This is a genomic window from Catellatospora sp. KI3 (assembly GCF_029948125.1).
Lineage (GTDB): Bacteria > Actinomycetota > Actinomycetes > Mycobacteriales > Micromonosporaceae > Catellatospora.
Genome location: NZ_JASAMB010000006.1, coordinates 223,823 through 242,063 on the forward strand (window position 1 = coordinate 223,823; position 18,241 = coordinate 242,063).

The following is an 18,241-nucleotide window of genomic DNA, read 5'->3' on the forward strand; positions in this document are numbered from 1 at the left end:
CGGAGTCGTCGCCCTCGATCGCGATGTCGAAGACGGACGGGAACAGGGCAGGGTCGTGCTGAGTCAAAGCGTGATACCTCTCGGGTGGCGCATCCCCGCGCCGCGCGGCCTAGTGCCGCTGCAAGTCACCCGCAGGAACGCTCGAGGGCGCGGTGAGCGCGCCCAGATCAACCCGATGAGTGTACGGGTTCGCCGATGCGCCCCGCCCAGCATTACCCCGACGGTGTATCCAGAGTCACGCCGGATGCCCGGTTGTTCCGATTCGTTACTGCGGCTCGGTGGAGGGCGGAATGCTCTCGGCGACCGGGCTCGGCGACGCGGGCGGCTGGGGCGACGGCGACGGGGAAGCCGCCGGCGAAGGGCTGGCGCTGGCGCTGGCACTCGGGCTGGGGCTGCTGGAAGCGCTCGGCGAGGCCGAGGCCGACGGGCTGGCGCTGGCGCTCGGCGACGGGCTGGCGCTCGCGGAGGCGGACGGCGTCGGCACGCTCGGGGCCGGCAGCGCGTCGACCACGCGCGTCGCGAAGTCGACACTGTAGAGGTTCACCGGTGCGATCTTCACCACATCGCCGGTGGTGCGCGCGTGCACCATGCGCCCGTTGCCCAGGTACATGCCGACATGGTGGATGGTGCGCCAGTCGCCCGGATCGGTGGCGAAGAACAGCAGGTCGCCCGGGAGCAGCGCGTACTTGCTGACGGTCTTCTGCCGGGTGCCGTAGTACTGGTCCTTGGCGACCCGGTTGAGGGTGATGCCCGCCGACCGGTACGACGCCCAGACCAGGCCGGAGCAGTCGAAGGAGTTCGGACCCTCGTTGCCCCACACGTACGGCTTGCCGCGCTGGGCGAGCGCGTGCATGACCGCCTGGCGGGCCTTCGGCGCGGCCACCAGGCCCGCGTTGCTCTGCCCGGCGTCGTAGTTCGCGCCGAGGTTCTGCTCCTCCAGCTCGCGGCGCCGGTCCTCTTCGGACTGCAGCTCGGCCAGGCGGCGCTTCAGCTCGAGGAACGCGGCCTCCTTGCGCGCGCACTCCTTGACCAGGGCGGTCAGCTCGGTGGTGAGCTTGTGCTCGGTGTCGGTCGCGGCGGCGAGCACGCCGAACGCCTGCCGCTCCTCGGTCTGGACGCGGGCCAGGTCGCGCAGCGCCGCCTCGGTGGCGGGCGGGGCGTCGGCCGTGCGCGGCAGCAGCTTGTTCAGCTCGCCCCACTGGCCCAGCGAGTGGTCCAGCTGCGGCTGGTGGGCCGAGTGCTGGTAGGCCGCGACGGCGGCCTTCTCGGCGGCCTGCTTGGCCTCCCGCAGCCGGTCGGCGGCGTTGCGCCAGGCGTAGTCGGCGATGGCCTTGGCCACCATGGCGTTGCTGTACTGCTGCTGCAGTTCGCTGCGGCGCGCGTGCAGCACCGACAGCTCCAGGTCCGCCGCGTAGTACTGCGCGTTGAGGGCGTCCTTGGGGGTGGTGGGCAGCGCCACCGGCATGCTGAGCCGCCCGGCGGGAAGCATCGGCGGGGTGTCGAACGAGGGGCGGGCACCGATGTCGGGCACGGCCGTGATCTTCGAGCCGACGGGCGGGTCGGCCGCCGCGGGCAGCGCCACGCCACCGGCGATGAGCGCGCTCAGCACGGCTGACCCCAGGGCAGCCTGACCGTGACGTCCGGTCACACGACGACGGTTCGACATCGCAGGCCCCATCCTCCCCGTTGGTCCCTAGAAGTTCCTACCTGAAAAGCCCCTCACTGTCGACCCTGTCCGGTGTCGACCAGGCATCAGTCAGGTGTCCGGTTGGCGTCCGGGACAGGGCTGGGTAAGGGGTTCGGCGGGGGCGTCGTACGCTGGCTGCCATGGACGTGGGTTTGAAGCGTGAGCTGGAACAGAAGGTCTACGCGGGCGAGCGCCTGACGCGCGAGGACGGCGAGGCCCTGTACGCGAGTGACGATCTGGCCTGGCTGGGTCGCCTGGCGCACCACGTCCGGACGGAGAAGAACGGCGACCGGGTGATGTTCAACGTCAACCGGCACCTGAACCTGACGAACGTCTGCTCGGCCAGCTGCGCGTACTGCTCGTTCCAGCGCAAGCCGGGTGAGAAGGACGCCTACACCATGCGGGTGGAGCAGGCGGTCGCCAAGGCGCTGGAGATGAAGGACGAGCAGCTGACCGAGCTGCACATCGTCAACGGCCTGCACCCGACCCTGCCGTGGCGCTACTACCCGCGCGTGCTCAAGGAGCTGAAGCAGGCGCTGCCGGACGTCAAGCTCAAGGCGTTCACCGCGACCGAGGTGCAGTGGTTCGAGAAGATCTCCGGCCTGACCGCCGACGCGATCCTCGACGAGCTGATGGAGGCCGGGCTGGAGTCGCTGACCGGCGGCGGCGCCGAGATATTCGACTGGGAGGTCCGGCAGCACATCGTCGACCACGCCTGCCACTGGGAGGACTGGTCGCGCATCCACCGGCTGGCGCACAGCAAGGGCCTGCGCACCCCCTCCACGATGCTGTACGGCCACATCGAGGAGCCGCGCCACCGCGTCGACCACGTGCTGCGCCTGCGCGAGCTGCAGGACGAGACGGGCGGCTTCACCGTCTTCATCCCGCTGCGCTACCAGCACGACTTCCACGACAGCGCCGACGGCAAGATCCGCAACCGGATCCAGGCCCGCACCACGATGGCGTCGCCGGCCGAGTCGCTGAAGACGTTCGCGGTGTCGCGCCTGATGCTGGACAACTTCGACCACGTGAAGTGCTTCTGGGTCATGCACGGCCTGTCGCTGGCGCAGCTGTCGCTGAACTTCGGCGTGGACGACCTGGACGGCTCGGTGGTGGAGTACAAGATCACCCACGACGCCGACTCGTACGGCACGCCGAACACCATGCACCGCGACGACCTGCTGCACCTGATCTGGGACGCGGGCTTCACCCCGGTCGAGCGGGACACCCGCTACCAGGTCGTGCGCGAGTACGGCGCCCCGCAGAGCATGGCCGAGCGCCGGTCGCAGCCGCAGCAGGTCTGGGCCTGAGCGGCGTGGCCGAGTCGGCGGCCCGGGGTCCCAAGCGGGACGAGGCGGGCAGGTTCGTCGCGTTGACAGACCTGCTCGCGTTCACGGTGGTCGGAGTGCTGCTGTCCGTGGCGGCGATGGCCGTCTTCGACGGGGCCTTCGCCCTGCTCGGGCTGGGCCGCTTCGGCTCGATCAACGGCTGGCTGGCCGCCGTGTTCCCCGCCATGATCTTCGTGGAGCAGTTCCGGTCGGCGCGGGAGCTGTCGGGGCGCCTGCCCATCGCGCTGCTCGCGGCCGTGCTCGGCATCGGTCTGGGCCTGCTGGCCGCGGGCCTGGCCGCCGGGCTGCCCGCGCTGGTCTCCGGTGCGCTGGGCGCGCTGGTCGCCACCGTGCTCTACGCGGTGGTGTGGCACGTGGGCCTTGCGTTCGTGAATCGCTGACTAGCCGATACCCTGGTCCGGTGAGTCCTGCAGTCAAGTACACGCTGGCCAGGTTGGGCCTGTTCGCTGCCGTCTTCGCGGCGGCGTGGTTCGTGCCCGGCATCAGCGTGCTGGTCAAGTTGATGATCGCCATCGTGGTGTCCGCGGCGGCGGGCTGGTTCCTGCTGCGCAACCTGCGCGACGAGGTCAGCGCGCAGGTCGAGGGCGCGGTGGACCGCCGCCGCGAGCAGAAGGAGCAGCTGCGCGCGGCGCTGGCCGGGGAGACCGCCGACGCCGGCGCGGAGACGGAGAAGTCACACTCGTGACTTCGGCATTGCGGTGCGGACGGCGGCATGTACTAGCGTGTCGCTGACCGCTCCGCAGCGAAGCCGGTGCGAACCCGGCGCTGTCCCGCAACTGTGATCTCGTCCCCACCGGGGACGGGCAAGCCAGGTCGCCTGCGACGGTCGCGAACAACGCTCTCGAGGAAGGGCGTCTCGCAGACCGGGCGCCCCTTGTGACTCCTGCCCTGTCGGCGAAGACCTACCTCGACCGACAGGAGGACCACCGTGTTCCAGCACCGCTTCAGCCGCCGCCTGCTCGGCGCGCTCGCCGCGACCGGCCTCGTGGCCGCGCTCGCCGCCTGCGCCACCGCCGAGGACCCGGCCGCCGCCCCCAGCCCGTCCAGCGCCGCCGCCGCGTACCCCGTGACGGTCGGTTCGGTCACCCTCCCGGCCCAGCCGGTGAAGATCGTCTCGCTGTCGCCGACCGCGACCGAGATGCTGTTCGCCATCGGCGCGGGCGGGCAGGTCGCCGCCGTCGACGAGCAGTCGACCTTCCCGGCCGACGCGCCGAAGACGAACCTGTCCGGCTACCAGCCCAACGCCGAGGCGATCGCGGCGAAGAACCCCGACCTGGTGGTGCTCAGCGGCGACGCCAACAACGTGGTCGCGCAGCTCACCACCCTGAAGATCCCGGTCTTCGTGGCTCCGGCCGCGGTGACCCTGGACGACTCGTACGCGCAGATCAACGACCTGGGCAAGCTGACCGGCCACGCCGACCAGGCCGCCGCGCTGGCGAAGCAGATGAAGGACGACATCGCCAAGCTGGTCAAGGACCTGCCGCAGCGCAGCAAGCCGCTGACCTACTACTACGAGCTCGACCCGACCCTGTACTCGGTCACCTCGAAGACCTTCATCGGCTCGCTGTTCACCCTGGCCGGCCTCACCAACGTCGCCGACGCGGCCGACCCCAAGGGCAGCGGCTACCCGCAGCTCACCGCCGAGTCCCTGATCAAGTCGAACCCCGACCTGATCTTCCTCGCGGACACCAAGTGCTGCGCCCAGAACGCCGACTCGGTCAAGGCCCGCGCCGGCTGGGCCGCCCTCACCGCCGTCACCAAGAACCAGGTCATCGCCCTCGACGACGACATCGCCTCCCGCTGGGGCCCCCGCGTCGTCGACCTGGTCCGCGCCATCACCCAGGCCACCACCCCCATCCCGGCCGCCTGACCCCCTCTCGTCCGTCGATCATGAACTTATGGCACGGCTCGACGGCGTGTCCCCGCCATAAGTTCATGATCAACGACAGACTTGGTGCGAGGTGAGCGTGCGAGCGGCTGGGCTGCGGGTGGGGTGGCTGATCGGCGGGGTCGGCGCCGTCGTGGTCGCGCTGATCGCGGCGGTGGCGTTCGGGCCGGTGTCGCTGCCGCCCGGGTCGGTCGCCGTCGAGCTGCTCAACCTCATTCCGGGGGTACGGCTGAACTCCGGCCTCAACCCCCGCGAGATCGCCATCATCACCGAGATCCGGCTGCCCCGCGCCGTGCTCGGGCTGCTCGTCGGGGCGATGCTGGCCCTGGCCGGCGGCTGCTACCAGGGCGTCTTCCGCAACCCGCTGGCCGACCCGTACCTGCTCGGCGTCGCCGCCGGGGCGGGGCTGGGCGCCACCATGGCCATCGCGTTCGACGAGCGGGCCCTGCTCGCCCCGGCCGCCTTCCTCGGCGCGGCCGGGTCGGTGCTGGTTACGTACCTGCTGGGCATGGCCGGGGGGCGGGACCGGTCGTCGGCGACGCTGATCCTGGCCGGGGTGGCCGTGTCGAGCTTCCTCGCCGCGATTCAGACGTACCTGCTGCAGCGCAACGTCGACACCATCCGCGAGGTGTACTCCTGGCTGCTCGGGCGGCTGTCCACCGACGGGTGGCACGAGGTGCGGCTGCTGCTGCCGTACGCGCTGCTGACCGGGGTGGTCGTGCTCGCCCTGCGCCGGGAGCTGGACGTGCTCAGCGTCGGCGACGACGAGGCCGCCGGGCTGGGGCTGCACCCGCAGCGGTCGCGGCTCATCCTGCTGGCCGCCGCCTCGCTGGGCACCGCCGCGGCGGTCGCCGTCTCAGGGCTGATCGGCTTCGTCGGGATCATCGTCCCGCACGTGGTACGGCTGCTCGCCGGTGGCTCGTACCGGTCGATCCTGCCGCTGTCCCTGCTCTTCGGCGCCGCCTTCCTGACCCTGTGCGACCTGGCCGCCCGCACCCTGATCGCGCCCGGCGAGCTGCCCATCGGCGTGGTCACCGCGTTCTTCGGCGCGCCGTTCTTCGTGCTGGTGCTGCGCACCAGCCGGCAGGTGAGCCTGTAGATGCTGGTCATCGAAGGGGTACGGGTCACCCTCGGCGGCACCGAGATCCTGCACGGGGTGGACCTCAGCGTCGCCGCGGGCGAGTGGGTGACCGTCATCGGCCCCAACGGCGCGGGCAAGTCCACCCTGCTCAAAGCGCTCAGCGGTACGGTCCCGCACACCGGCGTGGTGACCGTGGACGGTACGGGCACCACCGCGCTGCCGCGCCGCCGCCGCGCCCAGCTCGTCGCCACCGTCGCCCAGCAGCCGGTGGTTCCGCCCGGCATGCGGGTGCTCGACTACGTGCTGCTCGGGCGCACCCCGTACATCCCGACCCTGGGCCGCGAGTCCGCGCGCGACCTGGCCAAGGTCGAGCAGACGCTGCACCAGCTCGACCTGCACCGGTTCGCCGGGCGCGAGCTGGCCACCCTCTCCGGCGGCGAGCGGCAGCGGGTCTTCCTGGCCCGCGCGCTGGCCCAGGACGCGCCGCTGCTGCTGCTCGACGAGCCCACCTCGGCCCTGGACATCGGGCACCAGCAGGAGGTGCTGGAGCTGGTCGACCGGCTGCGCCGCGAGCACTCGCTGACCGTGCTGGCCACCATGCACGACCTGTCCGTGGCCGGCGAGTACGCCGACCGGCTGGTGCTGCTCGCCGACGGCCGGGTCGCCGCCGACGGGCCGCCCGAGCAGGTGCTCACCGAGGAGCTGCTGGCCCGCCACTACCGCGCGCGGGTACGCGTCATCGCGGGCGAGTTCGGCCCGATCGTGGTGCCGGTGCGGCTCAGCTGAGCGCCCGCACCGCCGCCACCGCCCGGTCGACCTCCTCGACGCTGTTCACGATGCTGGTGCCCAACCGCAGACAGGACGGGTTGTACGGGGTCGCGCTGGCGGCGATGCCCTGGGCGCGCATCGCCTGCACCGCCGCGGCGGGCTGCGTACCGGGGATGTCGCAGCACACCAGGCCCGCCGACACGGCGGGCGAACGCGGCGTGATCAGCTTGAGTCCCGGGATCTGGGCCAGGCCCGCCTTCAGCGTGGCGGCCAGCTGCGCGGTACGGGCGGCGACCCGGTCGCGCCCCAGCGCGTTGTGGAACGCGAACGCCTCGCGCAGCGCCCAGCGGTGCTCGAACGCGTGGTAGCCGCCCGGCGACGGCGGCACCGCCCCGGCCGGACCAGGTCCGAACCCCATCCAGGCGCCGATGCTGGCGTTGTCGAACGGCGGGATGACCGGCCGGAACCGCTGCCAGGCGGCCTCGGTACCCCAGACCATGCCGGTGCCGCGCGGCCCGAACAGCCACTTGTGGCAGCCCGAGACCAGGAAGTCGCAGCCCAGCTCCGCCGGCCCCGCGTCGACCGCGCCGAAGCCGTGCACGCCGTCCACGCACAGCAGCGCCTTCTCCTGCGGCGAGCGGCTCCGGTTCACCTCGGCCAGGGCGGTGGCGATCTCCCGGACCGGCAGGCGTACGCCGGTGCTGGAGTGCACCCAGGTCACCGCGACCACCCGGGTCTTCGGGGTGACGGCGGCGAGCAGGGCGCCGACCATCTCGTCCACGCCGGCTGCGGCCGGGTCCCGGTAGAGGCGGGCGCGGCGCACCGTGACGCCGTCGCGGGCCGCGCGCAGCCGCAGCGACTCGTGGGTGGAGTAGAAGTCGTGCTCGGTGGTCAGCACCTCGTCGCCGGAGGCCAGCGCCAGGCCGCCGTAGAGCAGGCCGAGGCCCATCGTGGTGGAGTCGGTGAGGTACAGCTCGCCGTGGGCGCCCAGGTACTTCGCCGCCTCCTGGGTGATCTGGGCGTCGCGGGCGACCTCGTTGGCGTGCAGGTAGGTCAGCGGGTCGCGGTCGAGCTGGGCACGGTGGGCGTCAATCGCGGCGCGTACGGTCGCGGGCGGGCTGGCGAAGACGAACGCGTCGAAGTGCGCCACGGCGGGATCGAGCACGAACTGCGCGCGCACACTGGCCCAGTCCTGCGGATCCAGCGGCGGCGGGGTGGCCTGGCCGGTCGGCTTCGGAGGGTCGTCGTCGCACGCCGCGAGCGCACCCAGCGCCGCCGTTCCCGCCGCCGCGCCGAGCACCAGCCGCCGACTGACCGCCATGTCCCCGATCCATGCCATGCCCTTCATGGCAGCACGCCCACCCCGCCCGCCACCACACCCCGAACCCACTCGCCGCGAAAGCGTTAGACGCCGTTGCGCGAGCCTCACGCGCCGCGCCCGCACCCGCGCCGCGCCCGCGCCGCGCCCGCACCCGCACCCGCGCTGCGTGGTGCTGCAGTTTCGGGGAAAGTGCTGGAATTCGGGCCAATATTCGCGCAGTTTCCCCGAAACTGCACGCCGCTTTGGCCGCACCAGCGCCCGACAGGGGCGCCGCTGGCGTTCTGCGGCGGTGTGGTGCGGGTTGGGAAGGGGCCCTTCTACATCGGAAATCGATAAGAAGGGTCCCTTCCTTAGCGCAGGGCGGTGGGGAGGGGGGCGGTGTGGAGGACGGTGAGGCTGGTGACGGCGCGGGTGAGGGCGACGTAGAGGCGGTGCAGCCCGCGCGGCTCGGCGGCGACGATGGCGGCGGGTTCGACGACGATGACGTGGTCGTACTCCAGGCCCTTGACCAGGGTGGCGGGGACGACGACGAGTCGCCCGTCGCCGTCGAGGTCGGACGGGTCGAGGCCCGCCTCGCGCAGCTGGGCCGTGATCGCCGGGACGTCGGCGTCGGCGGCGATCACGCCGATGGAGCCCTCCAGGGTCAGCGCGGCGCGGGCGGCGGCGGCCACGTCGGCGGACTCGGTGATGTCCAGGGAGCCGTCGCGGCGCAGCGAGCGCGCGGGCGGGACCTGCACGTCCAGCTCGGGCAGCAGCTTGTTGGCCAGGGCCACCACTGCGGCGGGCACCCGGAAGCCGGTGCTCAGCGCCACGATCCGCCCGTCGGGGCGGCCCAGGTGGGTGAGCGTGTCGCGCCAGTCGCGGGCCGACCAGGGGGCGGTGCCCTGGGCGAGGTCGCCGAGGATGGTGAGCGAGCCGTGGGTGCTGCGCCGGGCCAGCGCGCGGGCCTGCATCGGGGACAGGTCCTGCGCCTCGTCGACGACGATGTGGCCGAAGCCGGGCTGCCGGTCGAGCAGGCCGGCCACCTCGTCGATCAGGACCGCGTCGGCGGCGCTGAACTTGGCCTGCTTGACCGTACGCGGGGCGGTGGGCCAGCGCAGGGCCTCCTGCTCGGCCTCGGTGAGGATGCCGTCGGCGGCGGCGCGCAGCCGCTCGGGGTCGCCCAGCAGCTCGGCCACGACCTGCGGCGCCGCGACGGCGGGCCAGCAATGGTCTAGCAGTTCGACGACGGGCTTGGCCTTGCCGATCCTGCGGAGCCAGCTGTCGGAGGGGGACTCGGCGCGCCGGGCCTCGGACTGGCGCTGGAGCAGGGCCACGACGCGGGCGCGCACCCGGTCCCGGCCGACGGCGTAGCCGGGCTGCTCGCGGCGTACCTCGTCGACGACGCGGCGCAGCACGCCCTCGTCGATCCGCCACCGGTAGGAGCCGTCGGAGATGGTGATCGGGCCCTGGGGCCGGTCGATCCGGTTCCACAGCGCCCGGTGCAGCACCTGTGCCATACGCGGGTCGTGTTTGAGGGCGGCGGTCGCGTCGGAGTCGGTGCCTCTGACCGGGGTCTCCAGCAGGTCGGTGATGGTGGCCTGCTCGACCTCGATCTCGCCGAGCGCGGGCAGCACCGCCGAGATGTAGTTTAGGAACGACCGGTTCGGCCCGATGATCATCACGCCGGAGCGGCGCAGCCGCTCCCGGTGCAGGTAGAGCAGGTACGCGGCGCGGTGCAGGCCTACCGCGGTCTTCCCGGTGCCGGGCGCGCCCTGTACGCAGATGGTGTCCGCCAGCTCGGCCCGGACCAGCTCGTCCTGCTCGGGCTGGATGGTCGCGACGATGTCGCGCATCGGCCCGACGCGGGGCCGCTCGATCTCGGCGGTGAGGATGGCGCTGCCGGTGCCCAGCTCCTGCCCCTGGTCGAGCTGCTCGTCCTCGAAGCTGGTCAGGGTGGTCGGCGCGCCGGGCGCGCCGGGCGCCCAGCCGAACCGGCGCCGCACCGCGACGCCCTGCGGCTCGCTCGCGCTGGCCTGGTAGAACCGCTGCGACATGGGCGCGCGCCAGTCGAGCACCAGCGGCTCGCCCGCCGCGTCGGTGACGTGGCGGCGGCCGATGTGCCACACCTCGGGCTCGGCCATGGTCAGCTTGCCGAAGAACAGCGGCGCGGCCGGATCGTCGGTCAGCTCCTTGATCCGCTGGGCCATCTGCCGTCCGAGCTGCTCGGCGGTGTACGCATCCCCGGCGACCCGGTCGCCGACATGGAACAGCTCCTCGGCGCGGTTGCGCATCGCGGCCAGCGCGGCGCGGGACACGGCCAGGTGCCCGCGTTCGGTGTCGAGGTCGGCCGGGCCGTCGAGGGCGCGGCGGATCGCGGGGGAGATGTCGGTGTGCATGGCCGTTTCCTCTGGTCGTCGGCGGATGAAGCGGCCGCCCGGCTCTGCGCCTGTGGGGCGGGCGCTGTCGGCTGTGCCAGAGAGGAGGGAATCGACCGACCATGCTAGTTCCTCATTCGGCGCCCGCACGTGATTTTCTTTACGGGTGAGCGCTGGGGAACAGTTGAGGATCACGGATCCAGCGGTGATGCGCGCGTTGGCGCACCCCGCCCGAATCGCGATCATGGAGCACCTGGCCGGGAGCGTCGACGACGTGACGGCCACCGAGTGCGCCGGGGTGGTGGGCCTGTCGCCGAGTGCGACGAGCTACCACCTGCGCGCCCTGGCGAAGGCGGGCCTCATCGAGGACGCGCCGAGCCGGGGCGACGGGCGCGAGCGCGTCTGGCGGACCAGGATGCGCGGGTACTCCATAGAGCTGGAAGGAAGCGCCGACTCCGAGGCCAAGGCGGCCGAGCGGGCGGTGACCGACGTCTTCCTGGCGCGCGGGGACGAGCGGGTCCGGCAGTGGGTGGCGCGGTCGGCCGACGAGGCGCCGGAGTGGTACGACGCGGCGCTGATGAGCGAGACGGTGCTGATGGTGACCGCGGCCGAGCTCAAGGAGATCACCGAGAACATGCTGGCGATGCTGGCGCCGTACAAGCGGAGCGTGCGGCAGAACGATCCGCCCGAGGGGGCGCGGCGCGCGCTGCTGCAGGTGCGGGCGGTCCCGCTCGACTGAGAGAGGTCTATTGCCCCACCGGGATGTGAAAGACATACTGTGAAGCATGTCTTTCACGTCTCGGTGGGCCGACGTGGTCGTCGCCTCGATCGCCCAGCTCATGGCCGCGCTGGGCACCTTCCTGGTGATGACGACCCTGGTGCTGGCGCTGCAGGAGCGCGGCGGCAGCGGCCTGCAGGTCGCCCTGCTGGTGGTCGCCGAGACGCTGCCCGTGGTGCTGCTCGCCCGCTGGGTCGGCCGCCTGGTCGACCGGGTGGACAGCCGCCTGCTGCTCATCGTCGCCGGACTGGGCCAGGTCGGCGCCGCGTTCGCGCTGGCGAACGCCGCGAGGTACGAGTGGATCGTGGCCGGCGCCGTCGCGCTGGCCTGCGCCACCGCGATCGCCCAGCCCACCCGCTCGGCCCTGCTGCCCGCCATGGTCACGCGGGAGGACCTGGCCCGCGCCAACGCGATCGGGCAGACCGCCGGGTCCATCGGCATGATGGCCGGGCCCGCGCTGGCCGGGCTGCTCGTCGGCACGGTCGCGGTCGAGCAGACGCTGCGCGTGTCGGCGGTGGCGTTCGCGTTCACCGTGCTCGCCGGAGTGCTGCTGCGCACCCGCCGCGGCGGCACCGCCGCCCGCCGCTCCGGCGCCGACCAGCCTGAGGCCGCGCCGGTCACCTGGCAGCTGCGCGACGACCGGATGTACTGGGTGATGGTGTGGAGCCTCGCCCTGATCATCGGCCTGGTCTCGGCGGTCAACGTGGCCGAGGTCTTCTTCGTCCGCGAGACCCTGGGCGCCTCCGCCGTCGTGTACGGCGTGGTCACCTCGGCCTGGACCATCGGCATGCTGGTGGGCGCCTGGGTGCTGGCCCGCCTGATCCGCCCCGCCACCCCCGACGGCGCCCTGGTCCGCTGGATCTTCCTCGGCCTGGCCGTCATCTGCGGCGCGGTGGTCCTCTGCGGCACGGTCACCGCCGCGCTCTGGATCATCCCGTGCTGGCTGGCGGGCGGCCTGGTCAACGGCGGTCAGAACGTCATCGCGGGCACCCTGCTCGGCCGCCGGGTGCCGGCGGAGGCGCGCGGGCGGGCCGCCGCCGCGGTGCAGTCGCGGGTGCAGGGCGGCGGGCTGGCCGGGTTCTTCCTCGGCGGCGTGGTCCTCGATCTGATCGACGCGCGCTGGGTGGTGCTCGGCGCGGGCGCGCTCGGGCTGCTCGGGCTACTGCTGGTCATGCCGCTCGTACGCGGCGTGACGGCGGCCGGGCGTACGTCACCGCAGGTCCAGGCGACGGCCGCCTGATCGACTCACCCGGGTAGGCTCCCTGATCATGAGCGCAGTGCGGCGTCCCCGGGTCGGCCACATCCAGTTCCTGAACTGTCTCCCCATCTACTGGGGCCTGATGCGTTCAGGCGCGCTGATCGACGTGGACCTGCACAAGGACTCCCCCGACCGGCTCAGCGACGCCCTCGTCCGCGGCGACCTCGACATCGGCCCCATCTCGCTGGTGGAGTACCTGCGCAACGCCGACGAGCTGCTGCTCCTGCCCGACCTGGCGGTCGGCTCGGACGGCCCCGTGCTGTCGGTCAACATCGTGTCGCAGGTCCCGCTGACCGAGCTGCACGACACCCGCGTCGCGCTGGGCAGCACCTCGCGCACCAGCGTGCTGCTGGCGCAGATGCTGCTGCAGGACCGCTACGGCGTACGCCCCGAGTACTTCAGCTGCCCGCCCGACCTCACCTCGATGCTGCTCGACGCGCAGGCCGGGGTGCTCATCGGCGACGTCGCGCTGCGCGCCCTGTTCGAGGCGCCCCGGCGCGGGCTGGCCGTCACCGACCTCGGCCAGGCGTGGCGCGAGTGGACCGGCCTGCCCATGGTCTTCGCGGTATGGGCCGTGCGCCGCGACTTCGCCGCCGCCCACCCCGGCCTGGTCAAGGACGTGCACCAGGCGTTCCTGCGCTCGCGCGACCTGTGCCTGACCGAACTCGACGACGTCGCCGCCGCGGCGGCCCGCTGGGAGCCCTTCGACGCCGCCACCCTCGCGTCGTACTTCCGCGTCCTGGACTTCTCGCTCGGCGGCCGCCAGGTCAACGGCCTGCGCGAATTCGCCCGCCGCGCCGCCGCCCTCGGCCACACCCCCGCCCTCCCCGCCGACGGCCCCGAGTTCATGCCCCTCTAGCCCAGAGCGGCAAGGAAGGGGCCCTTCTTATCGCTTTCCGATGTAGAAGGGCCCCTTCTTAACCCGCGACGCCCGGCCCGGCCCCGGTCGGGTCGGGTCGGGTCGCTCAGACGAGGTCGGTGCGGGTGCGGAGTTGGGTGGCGATGGACCTGGCGGTGTCGCCGCCGGTGGTCCAGGGCTTGCTCAGCGGGGGGCGGGTCAGCACGGCCATGGTCCAGGTGCTGCCCAGGGCCATGCAGTTGACCGTCCAGAAGCCGAGGGCCTGCCGGTCGACCCAGCCGTTCTTGATGGCGATGTCCTTCTGCTCGGCGGCGGGCCAGGCCTTGCGGATGCCGAAGTCGCCGGTGCCGCGTACCTGGCGCATCTCGTTGACGAGCCAGTTCGTCCACTTGGGGCCGGCGGCGGTGCCGTTGCCGATGCAGTGGGCGATGCGACAGGTGTCGCGGGCCGACAGTGCCGTGGTGCTCCAGCCGTCTCCGGCCTTGGAGTCGGTGAGCTTGCAGATGGAGACCAGGCGGCCGATCGTCGCCGACTTGCCGAGCTCGCCGTAGAGCGTCGAGGCGGGCTCGTTGGCGCTGTCGCGGATCATCGTGCTGATCATGTTCATCCGCGCGGTGCTGGGCGTGGTGCCCGACTCGGTGGCGCGCCGGAGGTAGTCGGCGGCCAGCCAGGCTTTGATCATCGACGCGGTCATGTTGGTCTGGTGGAAGTTCGGCGAGCCGATGATGCGGCCGGTCTGCCGGTCCATCAGCGCCCAGCTCCACCAGCCCGAGGTGTTGACGCTGACCAGGCCGGTCGTCGACTCGGTGAGGGCGGCGTGCGCCACGCCGGGCTTGCCCGGCTGCACCGGTACCACCGCGGCGGCCTCGCGGCTGGCGGCGGGCGACGGCGTCGGCACCGCCGACGGGCTGGGCGAGCTCGCCGGGAAGCTGGCGCCGAGCATCTCCGGGGTGCCCCTCCCGCCACGGGAGGCCAGCCAGAAGCCGCCACCGGCCAGTGCGGCCAGGCCGGCGCCGCCGGTCAGCAGGGCACGGCGTCGGTTCATCATCTGCGTCATGAGGGGACTCCGGGGGGAGGGGTGGTGCGGAGGGGCGTGGTGCGGGGGGGGGGGTGAGGCGGGGGCGCTGGGGTCAGGCTCGGGGCAGGAGCTGTCCGGCGACGCTGGCGCAGACGTCGGCACCGTACTGCAGGCCGTTTGCGACGGGGTAACGGGTCATCACGCTCATGATCCAGTCGTCGCTGATGGCCAGGCAGTTCAGGTGCCAGCTGCTGTCCGCGCCGATGGCGGTCCAGCCGTTCTTGATGGCGAGGGTGCGGGCGAGGGTGCTCGGTACGCCGTCGATGATGCCCCACCGGCCGCCGCCGCGGGTGGCCTGCTGGTCGGCGCGGGCGGTGCTGCCCTCGACCCGCTGCATCTCGGACAGCACCCAGCCGGTCCACTCGGCTCCGGCGGCGGTGCCGTCGGCGACGCAGGAGGCCAGCCGCAGCGCGTCGCGCGGCGACATCTGGGTGCGGCTCCACCAGGACTTGTACGCCGAGGTGTCGGTCATGCCGCACATCTGGATCATGCGGTGCACCGACTCGTCGCTGCCGTTGGCGACGTACAGGGCCTGGGCGGCGCGGTCGTCGGAGTGCCGGATCGCGTCGCTGGCCTTGGTGAGCCAGTCCTGCGTGACGGTCTGCCCGCTGTCGGCGGCGCGCCGCAGGTAGTCCGAGACCAGCCAAATCTTGATCATTGATTCGGTGCTGCTGGTCTGGTGCGCGTTCTCGGCGGCGACGACCTCGCCGGTGTGCCGGTCGAGCATCGCCCAGCCGAGGTAGTCGCCCTTGAAGTCGACGGTCACCGGGCCCGGCACCAGCGACCGGCTCTCCTTCGTGTTGCTGACCGGGCGCTGCGCCCGCACCTCGGGTGCCTTCGTCGCCGGGCTGGCCGAGGCGGGGGTGCTCGGGGTCGCCGGGGTGCTGGGCGCGGCCGGGACGGGGTCCGGGCTCGCCGCGGGCTGGGACTGGGCCGGGACAGCGCTCACCACGGTGGCCTCCGAGCCGGTGAGGGCCGATGCCGCGGATGGGATCAGCACTGCCAGGACCATAACGCCGAGCGCCGTGGTCGTGGCGGTGAAGGGTGTGCGCCGGGGCATGGGGGTGCTCCTGGGGGTGACGTCGCTGTCAGGGGGTGGTGCCCGTCCCGGCAGGGGTGGTCGCCGGAACGCGGTCAAAGGTAGGCCGGATCGCTGGGAGCTGCCTTTATGCCGGTCTTGCCCGAGCGTGAACCGGCTTGTTCCGGTGATGCTTGTCACTCGGCGGCAGTACCCGGCGGGGCGCATGGAACCAGGATGCGCAGGTGGGTGCGCTGCTTGTGACAGTTGTTGCGGCGATTGGCGAGAAGCTGTAACACTGACCGCATGGAGACCCCGCTGCCCGGTGTCGCGGGCGCCGACAGCCTGCTCGGAGAGGTCGAGGAGGCGGAGGCCGACCTGCGTGCCGCCGCCGACCGCGCCCTGGACGGCCCGGCCTCGTTCGACGCCGTGATCGCCGCCGACCAGAAGATCGAGCCGCGCGACGTGATGCCCGACGCCTACCGGGCCGGGCTGATCCGCCAGATCGCCCAGCACGCCCACTCCGAGATCATCGGCATGCAGCCCGAGGGCAACTGGATCAGCCGCGCGCCCACGCTGCGCCGCAAGGCGATCCTGCTGGCCAAGGTGCAGGACGAGGCGGGCCACGGGCTGTACCTCTACGCCGCCGCCGAGACCCTGGGCGTCAGCCGCGAGGAGCTGAACGAGGCGCTGCTCACGGGTAAGCAGAAGTACAGCTCGATCTTCAACTACCCCACGCTGAGCTGGGCCGACGTCGGCACGATCGGCTGGCTGGTGGACGGGGCGGCGATCGTCAACCAGGTGCCGCTCTGCCGCTGCTCGTACGGGCCGTACGCCCGCGCCATGATCCGGGTGTGCAAGGAGGAGTCCTTCCACCAGCGCCAGGGCTACCAGTCGCTGTACGTGCTGGCCCAGGGCACCCCGGCGCAGAAGGCCATGGCCCAGGAGGCGGTGGACCGCTGGTGGTACCCGTCGCTGGCCATGTTCGGCCCGCCGGACGCCGACTCGACGCACTCCGCGCAGTCGATGGCGTGGAAGGTCAAGCGGTTCTCCAACGACGAGCTGCGCCAGCGCTTCGTCGACATGTGCGTGCCGCAGGCGGAGATCCTCGGGCTCACCCTGCCCGACCCGGACCTGCGCTGGAATTCCGAGCGCGGCCACTACGACTACACCTCGCCGGACTTCGACGAGCTGATGCGCGTGGTGAAGGGCGACGGCCCGTGCAACCGGCAGCGGATGGCGCACCGCAACCGCGCCCACGCCGACGGCGCCTGGGTGCGCGAGGCCGCCGCCGCGTACGCGGCCAAGCAGAGCAGCAAGCGGAAGGAACTGGTGGACGCATGAGTGCCGAACCCTTGTGGGAGGTGTTCGTCCGGCCCCGGCGCGGGCTGGCGCACACGCATGTCGGGAGCCTGCACGCCCCCGACGCGGCGATGGCCCTGCGGCACGCGCGCGACCTGTACACCCGCCGCCAGGAGGGCGTCTCGCTCTGGGTCGTCCCGGCCGCCGAGATCACCGCGTCGAGCCCGGACGAGAAGGACCCGTTCTTCGACCCGGCCGCCGACAAGATCTACCGGCACCCGACCTTCTACGAGCTGCCCGAAGGGGTGGCGCACCTGTGAGCGGCACACCTGACCTGCTGGCCCTCGGCGACGACGCGCTCATCGCGGCGCAGCGGCTGGCCGAGTGGGTGTCGCGCGCGCCCACGCTGGAGGAGGACGTGGCGCTGGCCAACATCGCCCTCGACCAGCTCGGCGCGGCCCGGCTGCTGCTGACGGCCGCGGGCGAGCGGATGGCTCCGCCGCGTACCGAGGATGAACTGGCTTTTCTGCGCGACGACCACGCCTTCCGCAACTGCCTGCTGGTGGAGCTGCCGCTCGGCCCGGCCCGGGGCGACCTGGACTTCGGCTGGACCACGGCCTGGCTGCTGCTGCTGTCGGCGGCGCAGCTGCTGCGCTACACCGACCTGGCCGCCTCGGGCGACGAGCTGGCGGCGGCGATCGGGGCCAAGGCGGTCAAGGAGTCGACGTACCACCTGGACCACGCCTCGCAGTGGGTGGTGCGGCTGGGCGACGGCACGCCGGAGTCGCACCGCCGGATGCAGGACGCGCTGGACGCGGTGTGGCCGTACGCGCACGAGCTGACCGAGGGCGTCCGCGAGCGCTGGCTGGCGCTGGTGGAGCCGGTGCTGGAGGCGGCGACGCTGACCCGGCCCGCCGACCGGTGGACCCCGTCCGGCGGGCGGCTCGGGCAGCACACCGAGCACCTGAGCTACCTGCTGGCCGAGATGCAGTCGCTGCACCGCGCGCACCCGGGGGCGTCCTGGTGAACGGCACCGCGCTGCGCGATCCGCTGGAGCTGGCCGGGGCCGTGCCCGACCCGGAGCTGCGCGTGGTCACCATCGCCGAGCTGGGCATCCTGCGCGGCGTGGAGACCGGCGCCGACGGCCGGGTCACCGCGGTCATCACGCCGACGTACTCGGGCTGCCCGGCGATGGACGCCATCGCCGACGACGTCCGGGCGGCGCTGGCGGCGGGCGGGTACCCGGACGCGCGGGTGCGCACGGTGCTCAGCCCGGCCTGGTCCACCGACATGATCACCGAGTCGGGTTGGGCGGCGCTGCGCCGCGCGGGCATCGCCGCGCCGGGCGAGCACGGCACGCCGTCGTGCCCGCACTGCGCGGGCGGCGCCGGCGGGCCGGTGGTCGTGCAGCTCAGCCGGTACGCCTCGACGCCGTGCCAATCGCTGTGGCGCTGCCACGGCTGCCTGGAACCGTTCAATGCGATCAAGAAGCTGTGA

Annotated in this window: 18 protein-coding genes and 1 riboswitch; of the genes, 13 read left to right on the forward strand and 5 right to left on the reverse strand. The window is 72.5% G+C overall.

The features are described from left to right. Window positions 1-265: 265 nt before the first annotated feature. Entirely contained in the window at window positions 266-1,609 is a 1,344-nt protein-coding gene (locus QEZ54_RS12885) for a C40 family peptidase (protein WP_281304788.1), read from the reverse strand. Window positions 1,610-1,827: 218 nt separating this feature from the next. On the opposite strand from QEZ54_RS12885, the gene mqnE reads away from it, so the two are divergent. The 6 genes from mqnE (at window position 1,828) to QEZ54_RS12915 (ending at window position 6,791) form a co-directional block, all read left to right on the forward strand. After that, on the forward strand, window positions 1,828-2,997 hold the full coding sequence (gene mqnE / locus QEZ54_RS12890; protein ID WP_281304789.1) for an aminofutalosine synthase MqnE: 1,170 nt from the start codon (window positions 1,828-1,830) through the stop codon (window positions 2,995-2,997). A 5-nt stretch (window positions 2,998-3,002) separates the two neighbouring features. Beyond that, entirely contained in the window at window positions 3,003-3,416 is a 414-nt protein-coding gene (locus QEZ54_RS12895) for a hypothetical protein (protein WP_281304790.1), read from the forward strand. Between the two features lie 20 nt (window positions 3,417-3,436). Continuing rightward, the gene (locus tag QEZ54_RS12900) at window positions 3,437-3,721 is read left to right on the forward strand and encodes a DUF4229 domain-containing protein (RefSeq protein ID WP_281304791.1); all 285 of its coding nucleotides are present in this window, start codon (window positions 3,437-3,439) and stop codon (window positions 3,719-3,721) included. A gap of 23 nt (window positions 3,722-3,744) precedes the next feature. Next, window positions 3,745-3,876: riboswitch (cobalamin riboswitch) on the forward strand. 145 nt (window positions 3,877-4,021) lie between these two features. Beyond that, on the forward strand, window positions 4,022-4,906 hold the full coding sequence (locus tag QEZ54_RS12905; RefSeq protein ID WP_281304903.1) for an ABC transporter substrate-binding protein: 885 nt from the start codon (window positions 4,022-4,024) through the stop codon (window positions 4,904-4,906). Between the two features lie 91 nt (window positions 4,907-4,997). Continuing rightward, window positions 4,998-6,023 (forward strand): iron ABC transporter permease, encoded by a 1,026-nt coding sequence (locus QEZ54_RS12910; RefSeq protein ID WP_281304792.1) that lies wholly within the window; start codon window positions 4,998-5,000, stop codon window positions 6,021-6,023. Then, complete coding sequence (locus QEZ54_RS12915) at window positions 6,024-6,791, forward strand: ABC transporter ATP-binding protein (RefSeq protein ID WP_281304793.1); 768 nt, start codon at window positions 6,024-6,026, stop codon at window positions 6,789-6,791. It abuts the gene before it with no gap. Here the strand turns inward: QEZ54_RS12915 and QEZ54_RS12920 are convergent. Then, a complete protein-coding gene (locus QEZ54_RS12920; RefSeq protein WP_281304794.1) occupies window positions 6,784-8,112 on the reverse strand; it encodes an aminotransferase class V-fold PLP-dependent enzyme in 1,329 nt (442 codons plus the stop codon). The two genes, QEZ54_RS12915 and QEZ54_RS12920, sit on opposite strands and share 8 nt — an antisense overlap. 332 nt (window positions 8,113-8,444) lie before the next feature. Next, complete coding sequence (locus QEZ54_RS12925; protein WP_281304795.1) at window positions 8,445-10,472, reverse strand: AAA family ATPase; 2,028 nt, start codon at window positions 10,470-10,472, stop codon at window positions 8,445-8,447. Window positions 10,473-10,659: 187 nt separating this feature from the next. Between QEZ54_RS12925 and QEZ54_RS12930 the strand changes: the two genes are divergently transcribed. From QEZ54_RS12930 to QEZ54_RS12940, 3 genes are read left to right on the forward strand one after another with little or no spacing between them, the layout of a single operon-like run. After that, the gene (locus tag QEZ54_RS12930; RefSeq protein WP_281304904.1) at window positions 10,660-11,190 is read left to right on the forward strand and encodes a winged helix-turn-helix domain-containing protein; all 531 of its coding nucleotides are present in this window, start codon (window positions 10,660-10,662) and stop codon (window positions 11,188-11,190) included. A 46-nt stretch (window positions 11,191-11,236) separates the two neighbouring features. Continuing rightward, window positions 11,237-12,469 carry an MFS transporter gene (locus QEZ54_RS12935; protein ID WP_281304796.1) on the forward strand — a complete coding sequence of 411 codons (1,233 nt, stop codon included), beginning with the start codon at window positions 11,237-11,239 and terminating at the stop codon, window positions 12,467-12,469. Window positions 12,470-12,494: 25 nt separating this feature from the next. After that, the gene (locus QEZ54_RS12940) at window positions 12,495-13,346 is read left to right on the forward strand and encodes a menaquinone biosynthesis protein (RefSeq protein ID WP_281304905.1); all 852 of its coding nucleotides are present in this window, start codon (window positions 12,495-12,497) and stop codon (window positions 13,344-13,346) included. Between the two features lie 106 nt (window positions 13,347-13,452). On the opposite strand, the gene QEZ54_RS12945 is transcribed toward QEZ54_RS12940, so the two are convergent. Together QEZ54_RS12945 and QEZ54_RS12950 are read right to left on the reverse strand one after the other, a co-directional pair. After that, entirely contained in the window at window positions 13,453-14,403 is a 951-nt protein-coding gene (locus QEZ54_RS12945; protein ID WP_281304797.1) for a hypothetical protein, read from the reverse strand. A gap of 73 nt (window positions 14,404-14,476) precedes the next feature. Continuing rightward, window positions 14,477-15,424 carry a hypothetical protein gene (locus QEZ54_RS12950; RefSeq protein WP_281304798.1) on the reverse strand — a complete coding sequence of 316 codons (948 nt, stop codon included), beginning with the start codon at window positions 15,422-15,424 and terminating at the stop codon, window positions 14,477-14,479. Window positions 15,425-15,748: 324 nt separating this feature from the next. On the opposite strand from QEZ54_RS12950, the gene paaA reads away from it, so the two are divergent. The 4 genes from paaA to paaD are packed head-to-tail and all read left to right on the forward strand — an operon-like array spanning window position 15,749 to window position 18,241. Continuing rightward, window positions 15,749-16,786 carry a 1,2-phenylacetyl-CoA epoxidase subunit PaaA gene (paaA, locus tag QEZ54_RS12955; RefSeq protein WP_281304799.1) on the forward strand — a complete coding sequence of 346 codons (1,038 nt, stop codon included), beginning with the start codon at window positions 15,749-15,751 and terminating at the stop codon, window positions 16,784-16,786. Further along, window positions 16,783-17,064: a 1,2-phenylacetyl-CoA epoxidase subunit PaaB gene (gene paaB / locus QEZ54_RS12960; protein WP_217397115.1), complete on the forward strand. Its 282-nt coding sequence runs from the start codon at window positions 16,783-16,785 to the stop codon at window positions 17,062-17,064. Before paaA ends, paaB begins: the two co-directional genes overlap by 4 nt. After that, window positions 17,061-17,771, forward strand: coding sequence for a 1,2-phenylacetyl-CoA epoxidase subunit PaaC (gene paaC / locus QEZ54_RS12965; protein WP_281304800.1), 711 nt, complete (start codon window positions 17,061-17,063; stop codon window positions 17,769-17,771). The genes paaB and paaC overlap by 4 nt, the downstream gene beginning before the upstream one ends. Continuing rightward, window positions 17,768-18,241 (forward strand): 1,2-phenylacetyl-CoA epoxidase subunit PaaD, encoded by a 474-nt coding sequence (gene paaD / locus QEZ54_RS12970; RefSeq protein ID WP_281304801.1) that lies wholly within the window; start codon window positions 17,768-17,770, stop codon window positions 18,239-18,241. Before paaC ends, paaD begins: the two co-directional genes overlap by 4 nt.